Source organism: Mesorhizobium mediterraneum (assembly GCF_002284565.1).
Classification (GTDB): Bacteria; Pseudomonadota; Alphaproteobacteria; order Rhizobiales; family Rhizobiaceae; genus Mesorhizobium; species Mesorhizobium mediterraneum.
In genome coordinates this window covers 60,468-78,754 of sequence record NZ_NPKI01000001.1, presented here as the reverse complement: position 1 = coordinate 78,754, position 18,287 = coordinate 60,468, and the positions used below count along the sequence as shown (strand labels likewise).

Below are 18,287 nucleotides of genomic sequence, written 5' to 3'. Positions count from 1 at the left end.
CGACATCCGCTGGCCGGATGTGACTTGCTGTCCCCTTCCAAGATCAATCAGGAGATCCCCATGAGCAATCCAGTCCTTGTCAACCAGACCATTCCTGACTCCGACGTTGTACAGCTGATCAGCCGTGTTGGAGCTGAAATCAGAGGCGTCCGCCTTGGCGGAGACCTTTCGGACGCAGCGATAGCAGCCATCAACCAGCTTCTTCTAAAACACAAGGTGATCTTCTTCCGCGGCCAGGAGCATCTCGACGATGCGGAGCAGGAATTGTTCGCGCGGCGTCTGGGTGACCTTGTACCTCATCCCACGCAGGGGCCGGCAGCCGGCACGGCCTCAATTCTCAATCTCGATTCCGGCCGTGGCGGTGGCAGGGCAGACCAGTGGCATACCGACGTGACTTTCGTCGATGCCTATCCGAAATTCTCGGTCCTACGTGGCGTCGTCATTCCGGCGACGGGGGGCGACACGATCTGGTCCAACACGCACGCCGCGTACGAGAATCTGCCGGCGCCGCTCAAAATATTGGCGGACAATCTGTGGGCTATTCATAGCAATGCCTACGACTACACAGCCGTGCGCCCGCGCGCCACAGCCGAAGAGAAGAAGCACTTCGAGGAAATCTTCACATCGACGATCTACGAGACCGAGCATCCGGTCGTGCGCGTCCATCCGGAAACCGGGGAGAAGTCGCTGCTGCTCGGCAATTTCGTGCAGCGCCTCGTCGGCCTTTCCAAGAGCGATTCCGCCAAGCTCCATGAGGTGTTCCAGTCCTACGTCACTGCCCCGGAAAATACCGTGCGGTGGCGCTGGCAAGTAGGCGACGTCGCTATCTGGGACAACCGTGCTACCCAGCATTATGCGGTCAACGACTATGGCGACCAGCACCGGGTTGTGCGTCGCGCTACGGTTGACGGTGACGTTCCGGTCGGCGTCGACGGTCGCCGCAGTATAACCCATGTCAAGGCAGCTAAGCCGGCGGCGAAGGCAGCCTGACCGTCTGAACAGGGTAAACTTCGTATCGCCGCGGCCATATCGCGCGGCTTAACCGCCCCACAAAGCCTTATGATTTCCGAGAAGCAAGGCGAGTTGCTGGCTCGAGGCTTGGCCCGAAATCGAGGTCCTGCAGCGTGGCGCATGGCTCGGGTCGCTGCTGCGGTACAGGTCCCTCACCGCCCCACCATCTCGCCCGCCTGCACCTCCGGATAGCGATCATTCACCGGTTTGTTCATTTATAATAGCGCACGATCATAACTGGACATTGTGGTAGCTCGTACATGCCTGAAGGCCCCGGCGCGCCGACCCAGCGCCGGGGCCTTTTTACTTCCGCAAATTCCATTCCAGCAACGCGGGCACTTCGCAGGATGTCGCAATCCCGCGCTTGCGATGATACGCCGGACAGCGAATTGCGCGAGTCAAACGAATTTGGGTTCCTCAAATATAGAATCGTCGACACCGATCCTGATGGATCCAGCCTCGACGACGAAAACAACCATCTACAAACGGAATATTCAACGTTGCCGAGAGCTCCCGGTGTGCCGTCGAACCCGACATTCGCGAGGTCAGCGGTCACCAACGATCATGGTGATCGCCAGCATCTTTCGTATTCACATGGCCGTCGGCCGGGTACTTTCCCGAGGCCATGACGTGAGTCTGGTGGGTCTTCCAAGCGCCGATTTGGCCGGGTAGGGTTTGCAAGGGGGGCGAACAACCGGATGAACGAACGGAATGATACTGGAAAAACTGCGCGCCTGTTGGGCGTTTAGCCCGACCGTCCATAGGAATGTCGCCCTGGTCGAAGGCTTTCTGAAGGGCAAGAGTTTCGCCGACCTGGCGCAGGAACATGGCCTGTCGAAATCGAGGGTGCGCCAAATCATCGACAAGGCTGATCGGCTTGTGGGCGGCGGCATCCTGACCAAGGCTGAATCGTCCAAGGCCTCGCCTCGATCCGATTTCATGGTCGACTATCCGTATGTGTGGAACCTGGCCGAGATGCACCGGCTCGGTAGCGTCACGCCGCACCATTTCTTTGCGGAGCTGGAGCGCGCCGGATCGCTGGAGCGGCTGGTTGACAAGATGAAGCGGTTGCCGTGGCGCGCACCAACGACACGTGAGCTGGCGCGCCTCGTGTGGCAAAAGGAGAGGGGCGAGAGCCCATGGCCTGCAATGAAGCGATCACGCGTTGCGATCGTGGAACCAAGCTGCCCGGTCGACCATCCAGATCGCGGTCTTCAATGCCAGCTCGCCTTGGAACCGGCCTTTCAGCAATTGGCTGAGCGGGCAGCGGAATCCGGCTGGACCGAGGACGAGATAGCCTACGCGCTCCTCGAGCTCGCCGGCTCGCGCCTCAAGAGCAACTCCGCCAATCGCGAGACTGAGAGGGCGATCGACCGGGCCAGGGCAACGAGATGAGCGGCACCTTCGAGAAGCTTCGCCTGACCCGATAGGAACGTCGCCGCGCCAATCAGTTTGGCGGTGAAGGCTGACCCCGGCCGAGTCGGGCAGGCGAGCGGCAGTGCTGAAATAAGGGCGTGAGAATCCATGGCGATCTTGCGCATGGCGAACTCCTTCAAGTGACTTGTTTTCATCAGCCTGCCAGAGGTGCCACCCGGCCTGGGTTCTTGATACGGCGGCTGTGTCAAGACGCCAGGCGCCACCTCGCGGCTAAGCCCGCAAAGCGGACCTTTTGTCGCAGTCGCAAAACCGTGTCGAAGGTTTCGGGATATTTGCGACGAAAAAGCGGTCGTTGGCCATCAGCGCCCCGGCCAAATAAGGCGTGCTTGTTATTCAAGGTTGAGATAACTTCGCAGATACCGAGGGGTGCCCCGTCAAGGGGCTGAGATACTGTTGGCCGAAGGCAGCACAGTGACCCTTTGAACCTGATCCGGATCATGCCGGCGAAGGGACGGGTCTGACGCCTCTCTCCTTTGCCGGCCTCAAACAAGTGGCCGCAATGACACCCGAAAAATCAACGACCACGGCCCGGCATTCAGCGCTCACGCCTAAACTTTCGACGTTGACCCACCTATGCGCCCTTTCGGTGCTGCCGTTGAACGTCTTTCTGCCATCACTGGCGAATATCGCGCAGGATTTCCGCGCCGATTATGCTCTCGTGAGCCTGTCGTTAGCCGGTTACGCGATAGTGGCCGTCGCATTGGAACTGATCATGGGTCCGCTATCCGATCGGTTCGGGCGTCGGCCGATCGTCATGGTCAGTCTTGCCACGTTCACGATCGGGTCGATCGGCTGCGCCTTTGCATCCGATATTTGGACCTTTCTTGCGTTCCGTTTGCTCCAGGCGGCAATCACGTCCTGCCATCCAATTTCGATGGCGATTATCAGGGATACGGCCGGCAAAGAGCAGACGGCGAGCCGGATCAGTTATGCGGCGATGATCTGGGCGCTGGCCCCGATGATCGGCCCGGCGCTTGGCGGTGTGGTGGATGAAACCTTGGGCTGGCGGGCGATTTTCTGGGGTCTTGCCCTAGCCGGCATCGTGATGTTTGCCTCGTCCAGCAATTCCACGCCTATCCGGCGCTGTTCCGCGCACCCGGTTTTTGGGCCTACGCGCTGTGCATGGGGTTCTTGGTCGGTGCGGGCTACGCGTTTCTCGCTGGCGCCCCACTTGTTGCTGCAATATTCGACGTGTCATCGGCCTCGCTTGGCTTTTACATCGGCAGCATAACAGCGGGCTTCGTGTTGGGTAGCTCCTGTCCGGACGTTACGCCGGCCGTTTCCCTCTGACCACCATGATGATAGTGGGGCGCATCGTCGCTGTGCCGGCCCTGCGATTTGTCTGGTCCTGTTTTTCGCAGATGACAGGCATGTGATTGCGCTATTCGGCCCTTGCATTCTGGTCGGCATCGGCAATGGCTTGACCATGCCGAACGCCGATGCCGGCGCGCTTTCGGTGCGGCCGAACCTGGCTGGAAGCGCGGCCGGCTTGGCAGGCGCTATGACCCTTGCGGGTGGCGCAGCCCTTTCCTCGATCACAGGGGCCGTCCTGACGGAGAGCAACGCAACCTATGCGCTGTTCTCCATCATGCTTTTTTTCGCCGGGTGCGGGCTGTTGGCGGCTGTGCTCGCGGCGCTCGTCCCAGGCGATTCTCAGTCCTATCGGACGTGATGCCGTCCTGATAAACGCGCGCTGTTTGCGCTTGAAAAAAGCAGTGCGGTGAGGAGCCCCCGTGGCGCTCGATAACGACCTTCCAGCAGCAGCAACTAAGGCAGCACAGGGTCGCGAGCGGCCACCGAAAGCTCCCATGCTAAACGACTAATTTGCAGACAGACCAGAGTTGGCTGGGGTTCTTTCAGCGAGTCCCTTTCAATTCTTCGCTGCCTTCCTCAACCAGTCGCGCATTTGTCGCGCGGGCCGTGACAGGTGCGCCGTGTCAGGGGTCAGCAGATGATACTGTTCCCGTCCTGGCAGCACCGGGCCGGGAAGCTGAACAAGACGCCCCGAGCGCAGATGCTGGCCGCAGGAGAGATGGTCGCCGATGGCAATGCCAAGGCCGCGCAGCGCCGCGTCGATGCACAGATGGGTGCGGTTGAAGAACAGGTGGTTGTCGACATCGTCCAGCATGACGCCTGCCGCTTCGCAATAGCGCCGCCACCAGTAGAGCCCGCGCTCGTGGATCAGCCTGTGCGCAGCGTAGAAGCCTGGTGAGACCGGATCTGGGCCCTTGGCGATCAATGCGGGCGAGGCGACCGGGAACGCGTTGAGATCAAGGAAGGGCTCGGAGCGAAAGCCGATCAGCGCCGCCGGTCCCCAGGTCAGCACCAGATCGACATCGCCTGGCAGGCTGCGCGGCGGGTCCGGGCGGCAGCGGAGATCAACGTTGAGCCGCAGCGCGTCCAGCGCCTGCGCCGTCAGGCGCGGCATGAGCCACACGACCGCCAGATCGGTTTCCACATCCAGAACCACTGTTCCCTTGGCGGTGCCGCGTTTCAGACGCCCGACGCCGAGCGCCAGATCGGCGAAGGACCGGGCGACGGTGCGGGCGAAGAGGCTGCCTTCGCCGGTCAGCACGACATGGCGGGCATGACGCTCGAAAAGTTCCACGCCCAGTTCCATCTCCAGATTGCGCACGTGGCGGCTGACGGCGGCATGGCTGACGCCCAGTTCGTCCGCCGCCGCAGCGAAGCTGCCATGCCGGGCAGCGGCCTCGAAGGCGCGGGTGGCGTTGAGGTTCGGCAGTTTGCGCATGAGATCAGCATAACAAAAGCGTTCGCTTGCGGCAAAAAATATCGTTTGAGTGAAAGCTCACTTCGCGGCATCTCCCGGACACCCCATCGCCAGGAGGATGCCATGACCCGACCGCAGAACTCCCAAACCCGGATGATCGTCGCGCTGATCCTCGGCGTGACGATCTACGGCCTCGCGATGGGCACCACCTACCCGCTTCTGGGTCTCTTGCTATCGGATCGCGTGTCAGGCGCGCTCAATGGCCTGAATACGGCAGCGACCGGCCTCGGTCTCATGACCGGCGTGGTGCTGGTGCCCGGCCTCGCCCGCCGGTTAGGCGCGGGTCGAACTGCGCTGGCAGGCGTGGGGCTGCTGGCGGCGGCGCTCGTGGCGCTGGCCTTCCTGCGGGACTTCTGGCCGGTCTTCGCGGCCCGCGTGATTCTGGGCTGCGGTGCAGGCCTCATGTTCATCGTCGCCGAAACGGCGCTGAACGCGGCCGCGGCGCCAGAGCGGCGCGGGCGGATCATGGGCGTCTATACCGCTGCCAATGCCCTCGGTTTCGTACTCGGTCCCGCGATGATTGCGCTGATGCCCGACCGCCCGGCCGCGCTTCTCCTCGGTTGCGCCGCGATAGCGCTGATGGCGCTGATCCCGTTCGCCGCGGTGGAACGGCCCGTGAGCCGCTTGGTCGTGCCGGGATCGGGGCGCCACATTGTGTCGGCGATCGCAGCCTTTCCCTTAGCCTTCGGCTTTCTCTTTATCGCCTCGATGATTGATGCCGTCGCCATCAGCCTCATGCCGGTCATCATGCTCGATCGCGATTTCGACGTCTCGCAGGCGGTGCTGCTCGCCACGGTGTTCCATGTCGGCCTGGTGATCGGCCAGCCGCTGATCGGGCTGGCGCTGGACAGAGCTGGCCGCCGCCGCACGGTGCTTGGTTGCTGCGGCCTATCGCTCGCCTGCACCCTGCCGCTGGTCTCCGGGTCAGGTCTGGGGTTCTGGCCCGTAGCCGGGCTGATGCTGGTCTGGGGCGGCGCGAATTACGGGCTCTACACCGCTGGGCTCGCACTGATCGGCGACCGTTTCCAGGCTGAAAAGCTGACGGCGGCGATAGCCGCCCTTGCCTCCGTCTATGCTCTGGCCGCCGTTATCGGCCCCGTCGTCGCCGGCGGCATGATGAATGCGCTCGGCGCGCAGGGTCTATTCGGGGCAGCAGCGGTTGTCTATCTGACGGCGCTCTGCGGTGGCCTCTGGCTGTTTCGGCCTGTCGAGCCGGAATGGCAGAAGCATCAAATCCGCTGATGTCCGCAATAGGCTCGATCGTGCCATTCGCAATGCATGTCGAAGACAACTACAACCTTTCAGCTTCGACTGCAGGCGACTGCTGCGCGTAGCCCGCCTCGGACCAGGGCTGAAACGGGCAAGGGCAGAAGGAAAAGCCCTTGGCCGTCCACCGCGCCTCGATGAACACGCAGGCAGCAGGTACTCGAAGAATTGAAGAAGGGAGCTAGCATTTCTGTTTTGGCCCGAAAATTTGCCACGACCCGGCAGACGATCATGAGAGGACGAAGTTTGCTGAGCGCGTCTGATCGCGGAGGCCGGCTGGGAAGGTCGCGGAAGGGCGGACTGTCGCCCTTCTTGTCGCCCGCCGAACGAGCAGGGAGCGCCAATTCCAGTCAATCGTAGCCCTCCTCCAAACCTGACGTTCGCGCTAAGGCTGCCGGCGATCCTGAGCCGACTGTCGGACGGTATGGCCGCCCGGATCCGCCTGGTCAGAGCATATGCACGAGGTAGGTTTTGCCATCTCTTCCTGCACATAGGTTATCCCTGTTCGGCCAGCGCCGCGTGCAACGTTTGCGCCGTGGTTTTGAAGATGAGTTGGCCTTCGACGCAAACCTTGTGTTCGCGCGCCCTTCTCCGGAACCACAGTGCCTGCATATATGGCACGCTGCGCCTTAGGCCGACTTGCCGAGAGCTTTCAGGATAAACCGAATCTGCTCACGCAGGGCCGCTTCGGTGTCTTCGCCGTGTTGAACGCAGTGCTCGATCAGAATCGGGTGGAAGAACGGCGTGAACGCGGTGTTGACCGCACGGGCCGCTTCTGCCGGTGCTCGACCTTGAGTTCGCCCGCCTCGGTCCCTCGCGAATGATCGCCTCAAAGATCGTCACCATTCGCTCACCGGTTCTCCTGCATGGCGGCGACGATCATGTCGTGCGTGCGCCTTTCCGGGAGTTGACACTCTCGACACTGCGCGAGATAGGGGCGCATCTTCGAGGCGCCCGCGTCCGCGACTGAGGCGGGCGCTCTTCCATATTTACGAAAGGAACACCCCTATGAGGATCGGAATCATCGGCGCCGGAAACGTCGGCGCCATATTGGTGCGAATGCTTCGGCGCGTCCTCTCCTTAAAGCCGTCACCGGGCTTGCAATGCGGTGGCGCACTATGACATTGGCTGCATGAGCACGTCCGCACAACCAGTGCGTCTGGTCCGCCCCGAAAAGAAGCGGCGTCGCATCCCCATTGCAGTCATCATGGCGATGAGTTTCGGCAGCCTCGTGTTCCTGTCGGTCGGCGGCGTGCTCGCATTGTCGGTCGGCGCCAACCTTCGCAACACTTTCGACCTGCTCGGCGCCCAGTCGACGCTCCTGATCGATGCGATGGAGGATTTGCTGCGCGCCGAGATGGGGCGCGCCGAGAGCGCCGTGGACGGCGTCGCGCAGCTCTACAAGAAGGGCGAGTTCCAGATCGACGACGAGGCGATGTCGGCGGCACTTGCCAGTGCGCTGGCGGCAGTGCCGGGGGTGAACGCAATGTTGATCTGCACACCCGACCTGATTTGCAGGGGGGCGGCGGTGACCGGGGACAACGACGCCAAATATCCTGCCGGAACGATCCGGAAACTCCCCGCCGAGACCGAGAAATCGCCGCAAGTGCGCGCCGTTCTTGAAGAGCGCCAGCAGGTCGACGGACGCCGGTGGGGCGCCTTCGTGGCCAACGAATATGGCTTGTTCGCCAACGTCTCGGCGCCGCTGTCACGCGATGGCGCCACGAAGGCCTGGGTGATCGCCGCGGTGGAACTGCAGAACTTGTCCAAAATCACGCAGGAACTGTCGTCGCGCTTCGGCACGCATGCCTTCATTCTGGATGGCGACGGATCCATCCTGGCGGACCAGCGGCTGGCTTCCCCGGATGCGCTGAAGAACGGCATCCTGCCGCTGACGCCGCTCGCCAATTTCGGCGATCCGGTTCTCGCCGGATATGAGGCGCGCAAACCGGAAGCGGAGTTCAGCACGCAGCGTACCCGCGATATCGAGGTTGCCGAAATCCAGCTTGACGACAAGGACGGTTCGACGTCATGGGACGGAGAGAACACTTACGTCGCTATTACCCGTGAGATCACCGGCTATGGCGACCGGCCCTGGACGCTCGGCGCATATTTCAAGACCAGTCAGATCGGTGACGAAATCGAGCGCGTCATGGGATCGGCCATGCTTGGACTTTTCGCGATGGCGGTGGCGGTCATCGTCGCGATTCTTCTCGGCAAGCGCCTGTCGCGCCGGATCCAGGCGATTGCCGGCCAGGCCACGCGCGTCGCCGATTTCGATCTCGACGGCGTGACCCCCCTGCCGCGCAGCAGGGTGCTGGAGTTGGACAACCAGGCTTCGGCCTTCAATGCCATGCTGATCGGTCTGCGTGCATTCTCGACCTATATTCCGCGCTCGCTGGTGGCCAAGCTGGTGCGCACCGGAGAGATCGGCATCGCCGAACCGCGCGAAGCGGTCGTCACCGTCATGTTCACCGACATCGCCGGCTTCACCACGCTGTCGGAGCAGATGGACGCCGCCGCCGCGGCCAGGCTGCTGAACCACCACTTCGCGATCCTGTGCGGCGCGGTCGATGCACATGGCGGTACTGTCGACAAGTTCCTGGGCGACGGCATGCTGGCGTTCTTCGGCGCGCCGGATCGTCTGAAGGGCCATGCCGCCGCGGCCGTCCGCGCAGCCGCGGCCATCCGCGAGGAGCTGGACAAGGACAATCTGGAAGCGGCTGGCGAAGGCCGGCCTCCGCTTCATGTCCGCATCGGCATCCACACGGGCTCCGTCATCGTCGGCAATATCGGCGCATCCGACCGCGTCAACTATACGATCGTCGGCGACACCGTGAACGTCAGCCAGCGGCTGCAGGACCTCGGCAAGCAGCTCGAACCGGGCGCCACCGCCGCAATCGCCATTTCCGGCGAGACCGCGTCGCGGCTCGACGAAAGGTTCGAAAGGATCCCGGCGGGCAAGCACCGGCTGCGCGGCCGCGGCGAGGCGACGGAGGTCTTCCAGCTTGGCAAAGTCGCGACGTCAGCATCGCCCCCTATGGACGTTCAGCGCGCCCAAGCGGGCTGAGTAACATGCCACTTCCATGCCGCTGATCGGCGGCTTGAAGAAGCCGACGGCTTTGGGAATGACTGGAGCCGGGTCACCTAGCGCCGTAGCTGATTTCAATTGGAACGGCAGGAACGGTGCAAAGTCGCTGGTTCCGGGCAACGTCCGCTTACGAGCCGCCAAATCGGCCCAGCAAGGACCGGTTTGGGGGTCAAGACTGGTGGTTCTGGTGAACGTCGGCTTCCGGGAAGGAAATTCGGTCCAGGAAGGGCCGCTTCGGGTCAGGCTTCCCGTTCAACACCTCCGGTGGAAGGTCCGAGAAGTGTTGATATTTTCACCTTCCCAGAGGTCGCAGAGCAGCACAGCTGCCAAGCAGTCCGTTCGGGAAAGCCAATGCCGATCGCGGTGTTCGCTTTCCGTTCGTCTTAGCGCGTTCGAGGGAACAGTTCTTGTCCTGACCCCTTCAATGTGTGAGCCGATCGGGCGGCACGCGGGCTCGGCCCGCAGCCCAATCCCGCTCTCTTGAGATGGCTTCCTGGTCCAGCTCCGGATCTTCCACGATCAACCCCTGAAGGGGTCCGCTAGCAAGCTGCGGCCGCGCCGGCTTGGCCTTTGCGGTGATCGCGCCCGGAGCCCGACCTTTGAGGAGCCATCGAGCGGGAATTGGCCCGCTCCAAGGATGGAGCCCTCAGATGTCGCAAGATCTTTCCCTCGTCCAAAACCACGCCTTCCAGCTCGCCCGCACCCTCATGGTCCCTGTCACGCTCTTCCGCTCCGGCGACGAATTCGGCGTCCTGCCAAGCGCCGAACTCGACGACGATGAGGTCGAGACCCTTGCCGAATACGATCCCTTTGAACAGGGGCCGGCTCATTGAGCCGGCTTCCTCCTCCCGGAGGTGCCACTTGCGAGTTAACGGCGGCAAGGGAAGCTGCGCCGCGGCTGGCCCGCGGGCGACGGCGCGAGGTGCAAAAACACACATTGCCAGCCGCGCCCTTGCCGCCTTTGCTCTTCGCGGCATCCGGAAGTCGTCCCGCAAGGTGCGGGAAAGAAAACCTGACGGAAGGCGGGCGCCTGCGGCGCACGAAAGAGGGACATGGAACAGGACGAACTCGATGAACTTCGACATAGGGTGGCCTGCGCGGCCGCGCTGGATCAGGCCGGTTACGCGATCGACCTGAAGGAGAGTACCCGACGTGCGGTCAAATACCGGCGGGGCGACCAGATCGTCATCGTGATCCATGACGGAAAAGGCTGGTTCGATCCGCTCTCTGACGCGAAGGGGGATGTGTTCTCGCTGATGACCCATTTGCATGGGGTGGGTTTCGGGGAGGCGAAGTTGCTGGTCGCCCGGCTGGTCGGCCACGAGCCGCGCGAGCCTGTGTGGAAGAGGCAGGCGCGGAAGCGCGGGCCGGATCTCGGCGTCGCCGAACGCTGGAGCGGCCGCCGCAAGCCCTGGCCGGGATCGATGACATGGCGCTACCTGCGCGACGAGCGTCATCTTCCGGAAGCCGTGATCAGCGCCGCCATCCGGCATGACCTCCTGCGCGAAGGTCCTCGCGGCAGCATGTGGGCCGCTCACAGGGACGGGGAGGGGGGCGTGACCGGCTGGGAGGAACGCGGTCCGGAATGGCGCGGCTTTTCGACCGGCGGCGCGAAGGTGCTGTTCCGGTTTGGCTTCTGCGATGCGCTCCGTCTCTGCGTCACCGAGGCCGCCATCGACGCCATGAGTCTCGCCGCGCTCGAGAGCACTCGGCGCGATAGCCTCTATGTCAGTACCGGGGGCGGCTGGGCTCCTGTCACCGATGCGGCTATCCGGCTGCTGGCGGCGCGGGAGGGCCTATTGCTGGTCGCCGCCACGGACAACAACGCGCAGGGCAACACCTACGCGGTTCGCCTCGAAGCGGTCGCCCGCGAGGCTAGCTGCGGCTTCGAACGTCTCCGCCCGCACGAGGAGGACTGGAACTCCGAGCTCAAGGCAAGGGTGAAGAACCGGGGAAAGCGAGAAAAGAGGAAATAAGAAGCCTGGCTGCCGCATGCCCGCCGGCCGCGTCAAGGGTAAAGCTGCGCCCGCTTCGCGGCCCTTGACCCGGCCGGACGGAGAGGCGGCCGCGGAGGAGGGGTCAGGAAGGGCGGAAGAGGATGGCGACATCGAGTGGATGAGCCGCGCTCCAGCCCGACGAGGCTGAAAGGAGCCCACCCATGACCCTCTTGTCCGTCCGCAAGGTTTATCATGGCATCGCCGATCGCCGGCAGATGTTCCGCATGTTCGACCGCCACGCTCAGCGTCCTGATCGGTTCCAGGACGATGCCAGTGCTTTGTACCGCGGCGAATGGTTCGAGATCTCACGGGCTGAGCACGACTACATGTTCGAGGTCCTGCCGCCGCTCTGGATGCGAGGCGAGATGTTCGCGTTGCGTGAGTTTCTCACCGACCGCATCACCAGCATCTTCTACGTCCTGAACATCGATGGCCGCATGCGGTATTTCCACGGCTATTGCGACCTGCTCGACAAGGGCTCGCCCGAGCAGATGCGCGATGCGATCGTCGAACGCGAAACCCGTCCCGTTCGGGCGATGACCCGCGAGGAGCGCCTGGAGCACATCTGGTCGAGCACCCACGACGACTATCGCGGCTACGCCGGGGAGCGCTGGCCGGAACGCGACCGCGGCAAGCGCACGGTGATTTTCTATGGCGGCCGCCAGGGCACCACGCTGAAGCTGCTGGAAGAGCTCACCGATGATGAGATCGCGGCGAAGCTGCCCGTGCATCTGCGCTATCTCCCAGACGCGATCGCGGCGTGACGGAGGCGTGAGATGATGTTGACGTTTCCCATCGCCGCCGTCCGCGAGGTCATCGCTCGCGGGATTGCCGACGCAAAAGCCAATGGCGGGTTTCGCGATCCCCACCTCGGACTACCCGCCGCCGACAACCGGAAGCCCGGTCTCTGGCTCGTCGGAGACCACGGCGTCTACCTATGCTCCAACGGCGAGCTCCCCAAGGGGGCGAAGCCGCTCGTCGCTTACGCCGAGGAATGCGATCCGCGCAAGAACGACGACTGGTTCGAGGTCAAACGCCGGACGTTCGGCGGCGACGACGGCGTGGATTTCCTCGACGCCGAAGGCCTTGAGGCCCTGATCGCAGCCAGTCCCGGCTGCACGCATCTGCGCATCGCGTTCCTGCAGGACTCGATGCAGCTCTTCGTGATCGAGCGAGATTAGCGATCCGTCGGTGGGCGCCGTCCGGCGGCCGTCCAACATCCCAAACCCCACATCCCGCGCACGTCCGGCCGGCTGGAGCCTTCCAGCGGAACGGCGACGTGCGCCCTCATTCAGGAGATCCAGACATGTCGCATGACGATCCTTTCACCATCGATCTTTTCGGCAACACCGCGCTTTCCTCCGGCCTCGGCCTCGGCGTGACGGCCTTTGGCGACGCTGTCGAGCCCGACGGTGACGACGATCCCGATCCGTCGTCGCCGGCGCCCGCGCTGCCGAGCGCGGCAATCGTGCGGCGACCATCGACCGCCTGCCGGGCGCGCGGGTCGAACTTCCATCTCGCTGGTAGCCGTGGCCTGGCGCGGGGCTGGAAGGAGCGGGCGCGCGGCAACATCGCGGCGATCCGGCTCGCCGCCGAGATCGAAGCGGACGAGCGCCCGGCCACGCTCGGGGAGCAGGAGAGGCTGATCCGCTTCACCGGCTTCGGCGCGTCCGACCTTGCCAATGGCGTCTTCCGCCGCCCCGGCGAGGTCGACTTCCGCAAAGGCTGGGACGAGATCGGCTCTTCTCTGGAGGATACCGTCGGCGAGATCGACTACGCCTCGCTCACCCGCTGCACCCAGTATGCCCACTTCACGCCGGAGTTCATCGTCCGCGCGATGTGGTCAGGCCTGCAGCGGCTCGGCTGGCGCGGCGGCCGTGTGCTCGAGCCCGGCATCGGCACGGGCCTGTTTCCGGCGCTGATGCCCGAAGCGCTACGCGTTGTGTCACACGTCACCGGGATCGAACTCGATCCGGTCACGGCACGCATCGCAAGGCTGTTGCAGCCGCGCGCGCGTATCGTCACTGGCGATTTCGCCCGCACGGAGCTGCCGGCGAGCTTCGATCTTGCCATCGGTAATCCGCCATTTTCCGATCGCACCATTCGCTCCGACTGGGCCTATCGCTCGCTCGGCCTGCGCCTGCGCGATTATTTCATCGCCCGGTCCGTCGACCTGTTGAAGCCGGGCGCTTTCGCCGCCTTCGTCACCAGCTCCGGCACTTTGGACAAGGCGGATTCCTCTGCGCGTGAGCATATCGCCAAAACGGCGGACCTGATCGCCGCCATCCGCCTGCCCGAAGGCAGCTTCCGGGCCGACGCCGGCACGGACGTCGTGGTCGACGTACTGTTTTTCCGCAAGCGCAAGGTCACCGAGTCCGAAAGTGATTTGTCCTGGCTCGACATCGAGGAACTCCGCCAGGCGACGGAGGGTGAAGGCGCGATCCGCGTCAACCGCTGGTTCGCGCGCCACCCGGATTTCGTGCTCGGCACGCATGCCACTATCTCGGGGCCTTACGGCGAGGCCTATTCCTGCCTGCCTCATCCCGGTGTCCATCTGGAGCGGGCGCTCACGGCTGCGATCTCCCTCCTTCCGCAAGCCATTTATGACGGCGAGCCGGACGAGATTGATCATGACGCCGATGACAGTGCCGATGTCGTGGATGCCCTGCCGGAAGGCGCCGGAGTGCGCGAGGGCAGTTTCTTCGTCGCGAAAAATACCGCCCTTGCGCAGATGATCGATGGCGCTGCAGTGAGCATCACCATCCGCAAGGGCCGCACCGCCGAAGGCATCCCCGAAAAGCACGCGCGTATCATCCGCAAATTCATCCCCATCCGTGATGCCGTGCGTGAAGTCCTGAAGGCACAGGAGCTCAACCGGCCGTGGAAGCCGGCCCAAGTCAAGCTGCGCATCGCCTGGTCGAATTTTGTGCGCGACTTCGGGCCCATCAACTTCACTACCATGTCGGTGAGTGGGGATGCCGAAATCGGCGAAGTGCGCGAAACACATCGCCGCCCCAACCTGCAACCCTGCCTCGATGATCCCGATTGCTGGCTGGTCGCTTCTATCGAAGACTACGATATCGAAACCAATACCGCCCGGCCGGGTCCGATTTTCACCGAGCGCGTCATCGCGCCGCCCGCAGCACCCATCATCACATCGGCCTCCGATGCGCTTGCCGTCGTGCTCAACGAACGCGGCCATATTGACATCGATCACATCGCCGAATTGCTGCATGAGGATGTCGATGACGTCATTGGCGAGCTGGGTGACGCCATCTACCGCGATCCGGAGACCGGTTCGTGGCAAACGGCCGACGCCTATCTCTCCGGTCAGGTCCGCGACAAGTTGAAGGTCGCGGAAGCCGCAGCCGCCCTCGATTTCGCCTATGAGCGCAACGTCACGGCGCTGCAGGGCGTGCAGCCGGCCGATCTTCGTCCCTCGGATATCACCGCGCGTCTCGGCGCGCCATGGATACCCGCCGCCGATGTTGCCGCCTTCGTCAAGCAGACGATGGGTGCCGAGATCAGGATCCACCACATGCCGGAGCTGGCGTCGTGGACCGTCGAGGCACGCCAGTTGGCATGGATGGCGGCCGGCACGTCCGAATGGGGCACCGATCGCCGTCATGCCGGCGAGCTCATAGCCGACGCGCTGAACAGCAGGGTGCCGCAGATCTTCGACACGGTGAAGGAGGGCCATGCTGAAAAGCGCGTGCTCAATGTTGTAGATACGGAAGCCGCCAAGGAAAAGCTGCAGAAGATCAAGACCGCTTTCCAGACCTGGATCTGGTCCGATCCCGACCAGACCGACCGGCTGGCGCGGGTCTATAATGACCGCTTCAACAACATCGCCCCCCGAAGATTCAACGGGGATCACCTGCAACTTCCAGGCGCCTCCGGCGCCTTTTCTCTTTATGGGCACCAAAAGCGCGGCATCTGGCGCATCGTCTCGGCCGGCTCGACTTACCTTGCCCATGCCGTCGGCGCCGGCAAGACCATGACGATTGCCGCGGCCGTCATGGAGCAGCGCCGGCTTGGCCTGATCGCCAAGGCCATGCTGGTCGTTCCCGGCCATTGCCTTGCACAGGCGGCTCGCGAATTTCTGGCGCTTTATCCGACCGCACGAATCCTCGTGGCCGATGAGACGAATTTTTCCAAGGACAAGCGGCATCGCTTCCTGTCACGGGCGGCGACCGCCGCCTGGGACGCGATCATCATCACGCACAGCGCCTTCCGCTTCATCGGCGTGCCGTCGGCCTTCGAGCAACAGATGATCCAGGACGAGCTCGAGCTCTACGAGATGCTGCTGACCAAGGTCGAGAGCGACGACCGCGTCTCGCGCAAGCGCCTCGAGCGGCTGAAGGAGGGGCTCAGGGAACGGCTGGAAGCCCTGGCGACCCGTAAGGACGACCTGCTGACCATCTCCGAGATCGGCGTCGACCAGATCATCGTCGATGAAGCCCAGGAGTTCAGGAAACTCAGCTTCGCCACCAACATGTCCACGCTCAAGGGCGTCGATCCGAACGGCTCCCAGCGGGCCTGGGACCTTTATGTGAAGTCCCGGTTCGTGGACCGGAAGAATCCGGGCCGGGCGCTCGTGCTGGCTTCCGGCACGCCCATCACCAATACGCTTGGCGAGATGTTCTCGGTGCAGCGCTATCTCGGTTACGAGGCGCTGCTTCAGCGCGGCCTGCACGAGTTCGACGCCTGGGCTTCGACCTTCGGCGACGTCACGACCGAACTCGAATTGCAGCCATCCGGAAAATACAAGCCGGTGACGCGCTTCGCCACCTTCGTCAACGTGCCGGAGCTGATCGCAATGTTCCGCTCCTTCGCGGATGTGGTGCTGCCGGAAGATCTTCGCGAATATGTGAAAGTGCCGGCGCTTTCGACCGGCGCACGTCAGATCATCACCGCTAAGCCGTCTGCGGCCTTCAAGCGCTACCAGATGGTGCTCGACGCCCGCATCAAGGCCATCGAGGAACGCGAACGTCCGGCAGAGGCTGGTGACGACATCCTGCTCTCGGTCATCACCGATGGCCGGCACGCCGCGATCGACCTGCGCCTGGTCGATCCCGACAATGACAATGAGCCGGATAACAAGCTCAACGACCTGATCGGCAATGCCTACCGTATCTGGCAGGAAACAGCGCAAAGCAGCTATGTCCGCGCCGACGGCAAGCCGTTCGAGCTTCCGGGCGCAGCGCAGATGATCTTCTCCGATCTCGGCACGATCAGTGTCGAGAAAAGCCGCGGCTTCTCAGCCTATCGTTGGATCAGGGATGAACTGGTCCGCAGGGGCGTTCCGGCATCGGAAATTGCCGTCATGCAGGAGTTCAAGAAGGCGGAAGCCAAGCAGCGCCTGTTCGGTGATGTGCGGGCCGGCAAGGTCCGGTTCCTGATCGGCTCCTCCGACACGATGGGCACCGGCGTCAACGCGCAGCTCCGCCTCAAGGCGCTGCATCATCTCGACGTGCCGTGGCTTCCTTCCCAGATCGAGCAGCGCGAAGGCCGTATACTGCGGCAGGGCAACCAGCACGATGTCATCGATATCTTCGCCTACGCCACCGAAGGATCGATGGACGCCCAGATGTGGCAGAACAACGAGCGCAAGGCCCGGTTCATCGCGGCCGCACTTTCCGGAGACACGTCCATCCGGCGGTTGGAGGATATGGGTGAGGGGCAGGCCAACCAGTTCGCGATGGCCAAGGCGATCGCCTCGGGCGATCCGCGTCTGATGCAGAAGGCGGGGTCTGGAGGCAGACATTGCCCGTCTGGAGCGCCTTCGCGCGGCCCACATTGATGATGAGCACGCCGTTCGACGGCAGATCCGCGATGCCGAGCGCGATATCGAATACTCGACCCGGCGCCTCGGCGAGGTCGGGAAGGATATCGAGCGCCTCGTGCCGACGACCGGCGATCGGTTCAGCATGGTGGTCGGGGGCGACGCGTTCACCGAGCGCAAACTCGCCGGTCGTGCGCTGATGAAGGAAATCCTGACTCTCGTGCAGCTTCAGCAGCAAGGCGAAACCACTGTCGCCTCCATCGGCGGGTTCGATTTCGAATATTCCGGCGAGCGGTTCGGCAAGGACGGCTACCGCTATGCCATCATGCTGATGCGCACCGGCGCCGATTATGAAATCGAGCTCCCCGTCACCACCTCGCCGCTTGGCGCCATCGCCCGGCTCGAGCATGCCTTGGCCGGCTTCGAGGACGAGCAGGAACGATATCGCCAGCGTCTTGAGGATGCCGAGCGCCGGCTCACCTCCTATCGCTCGCGTGAGGGCGGCGAGTTCGGATTCTCCGGTGAACTGGCTGAGAAGCGCCGGCAGCTCGCGGAGGTGGAGAAGTCGCTCGCGCTGGATGTCGAGGGACAGGCCCAGCGCAAGGCAGTATACCCGGTGTCGCTTCGCCCCACCTGAAGACTTAAGGCTGCAGAGAGCTTTCGTCGTCCGTGAAGAATTCGGATCTTTTTGAGCCAACCTCGGCCGATCTCGGGTTATGCTAAGGCGCTTTGGCCAGGATGTAGGCCACGCCGTCGTGGGGCAGAGGCTGAGCGTAACGGTTGACGAAAACATGCTGCTGATCCTGAGCCGTCAAGCTGTGCCGGCGGCGCAGCACATAGGTCGCTTGCGCCACCTTGCGGGTTTCAGACGATCGTGAGCACAGATTTCACCGCATCGGGAGCAAGGAT

General features: G+C 63.3%; 12 protein-coding genes, 1 pseudogene and 1 riboswitch. Of the genes and pseudogenes, 12 read left to right on the top strand and 1 reads right to left on the bottom strand.

The annotated features are described in order from the left end of the window. Positions 1-60 precede the first annotated feature (60 nt). The 4 genes from CIT25_RS00405 (at position 61) to CIT25_RS37075 (ending at position 4,120) form a co-directional block, all read left to right on the top strand. Positions 61-990, top strand: coding sequence for a TauD/TfdA dioxygenase family protein (locus CIT25_RS00405; RefSeq protein WP_095482616.1), 930 nt, complete (start codon positions 61-63; stop codon positions 988-990). A gap of 732 nt (positions 991-1,722) precedes the next feature. Beyond that, a complete protein-coding gene (locus tag CIT25_RS00400; protein ID WP_095482604.1) occupies positions 1,723-2,406 on the top strand; it encodes a hypothetical protein in 684 nt (227 codons plus the stop codon). A 394-nt stretch (positions 2,407-2,800) separates the two neighbouring features. Further along, positions 2,801-2,917: riboswitch (TPP riboswitch) on the top strand. A 30-nt stretch (positions 2,918-2,947) separates the two neighbouring features. Then, a complete protein-coding gene (locus CIT25_RS37080) occupies positions 2,948-3,679 on the top strand; it encodes an MFS transporter (protein WP_206072904.1) in 732 nt (243 codons plus the stop codon). A gap of 141 nt (positions 3,680-3,820) precedes the next feature. Then, positions 3,821-4,120 carry a hypothetical protein gene (locus tag CIT25_RS37075; RefSeq protein WP_206072903.1) on the top strand — a complete coding sequence of 100 codons (300 nt, stop codon included), beginning with the start codon at positions 3,821-3,823 and terminating at the stop codon, positions 4,118-4,120. A 198-nt stretch (positions 4,121-4,318) separates the two neighbouring features. Here the strand turns inward: CIT25_RS37075 and CIT25_RS00390 are convergent, their stop codons facing one another. Continuing rightward, positions 4,319-5,200 (bottom strand): LysR substrate-binding domain-containing protein, encoded by an 882-nt coding sequence (locus CIT25_RS00390; protein WP_095482603.1) that lies wholly within the window; start codon positions 5,198-5,200, stop codon positions 4,319-4,321. Positions 5,201-5,302: 102 nt separating this feature from the next. Here CIT25_RS00390 and CIT25_RS00385 point away from each other — a divergent pair, with 102 nt between their 5' ends. The 8 genes and pseudogenes from CIT25_RS00385 (at position 5,303) to CIT25_RS00350 (ending at position 18,015) form a co-directional block, all read left to right on the top strand. Further along, the gene (locus CIT25_RS00385) at positions 5,303-6,481 is read left to right on the top strand and encodes an MFS transporter (RefSeq protein WP_158302488.1); all 1,179 of its coding nucleotides are present in this window, start codon (positions 5,303-5,305) and stop codon (positions 6,479-6,481) included. 844 nt (positions 6,482-7,325) lie between these two features. Then, a complete protein-coding gene (locus tag CIT25_RS36080; protein WP_158302487.1) occupies positions 7,326-7,475 on the top strand; it encodes a hypothetical protein in 150 nt (49 codons plus the stop codon). A gap of 162 nt (positions 7,476-7,637) precedes the next feature. Then, positions 7,638-9,575 carry an adenylate/guanylate cyclase domain-containing protein gene (locus CIT25_RS00375; protein ID WP_245329710.1) on the top strand — a complete coding sequence of 646 codons (1,938 nt, stop codon included), beginning with the start codon at positions 7,638-7,640 and terminating at the stop codon, positions 9,573-9,575. 671 nt (positions 9,576-10,246) lie between these two features. Continuing rightward, entirely contained in the window at positions 10,247-10,429 is a 183-nt protein-coding gene (locus CIT25_RS00370) for a hypothetical protein (RefSeq protein WP_095482601.1), read from the top strand. A gap of 219 nt (positions 10,430-10,648) precedes the next feature. Further along, a complete protein-coding gene (locus tag CIT25_RS00365; protein ID WP_167391018.1) occupies positions 10,649-11,572 on the top strand; it encodes a DUF3991 and toprim domain-containing protein in 924 nt (307 codons plus the stop codon). A 182-nt stretch (positions 11,573-11,754) separates the two neighbouring features. Further along, entirely contained in the window at positions 11,755-12,357 is a 603-nt protein-coding gene (locus CIT25_RS00360; RefSeq protein WP_095482600.1) for a DUF1419 domain-containing protein, read from the top strand. A 15-nt stretch (positions 12,358-12,372) separates the two neighbouring features. After that, positions 12,373-12,774, top strand: coding sequence for a DUF3085 domain-containing protein (locus tag CIT25_RS00355; protein WP_095482614.1), 402 nt, complete (start codon positions 12,373-12,375; stop codon positions 12,772-12,774). A 125-nt stretch (positions 12,775-12,899) separates the two neighbouring features. Beyond that, a pseudogene (locus CIT25_RS00350) lies at positions 12,900-18,015 on the top strand (helicase-related protein). The last annotated feature ends 272 nt before the right edge of the window (positions 18,016-18,287 follow it).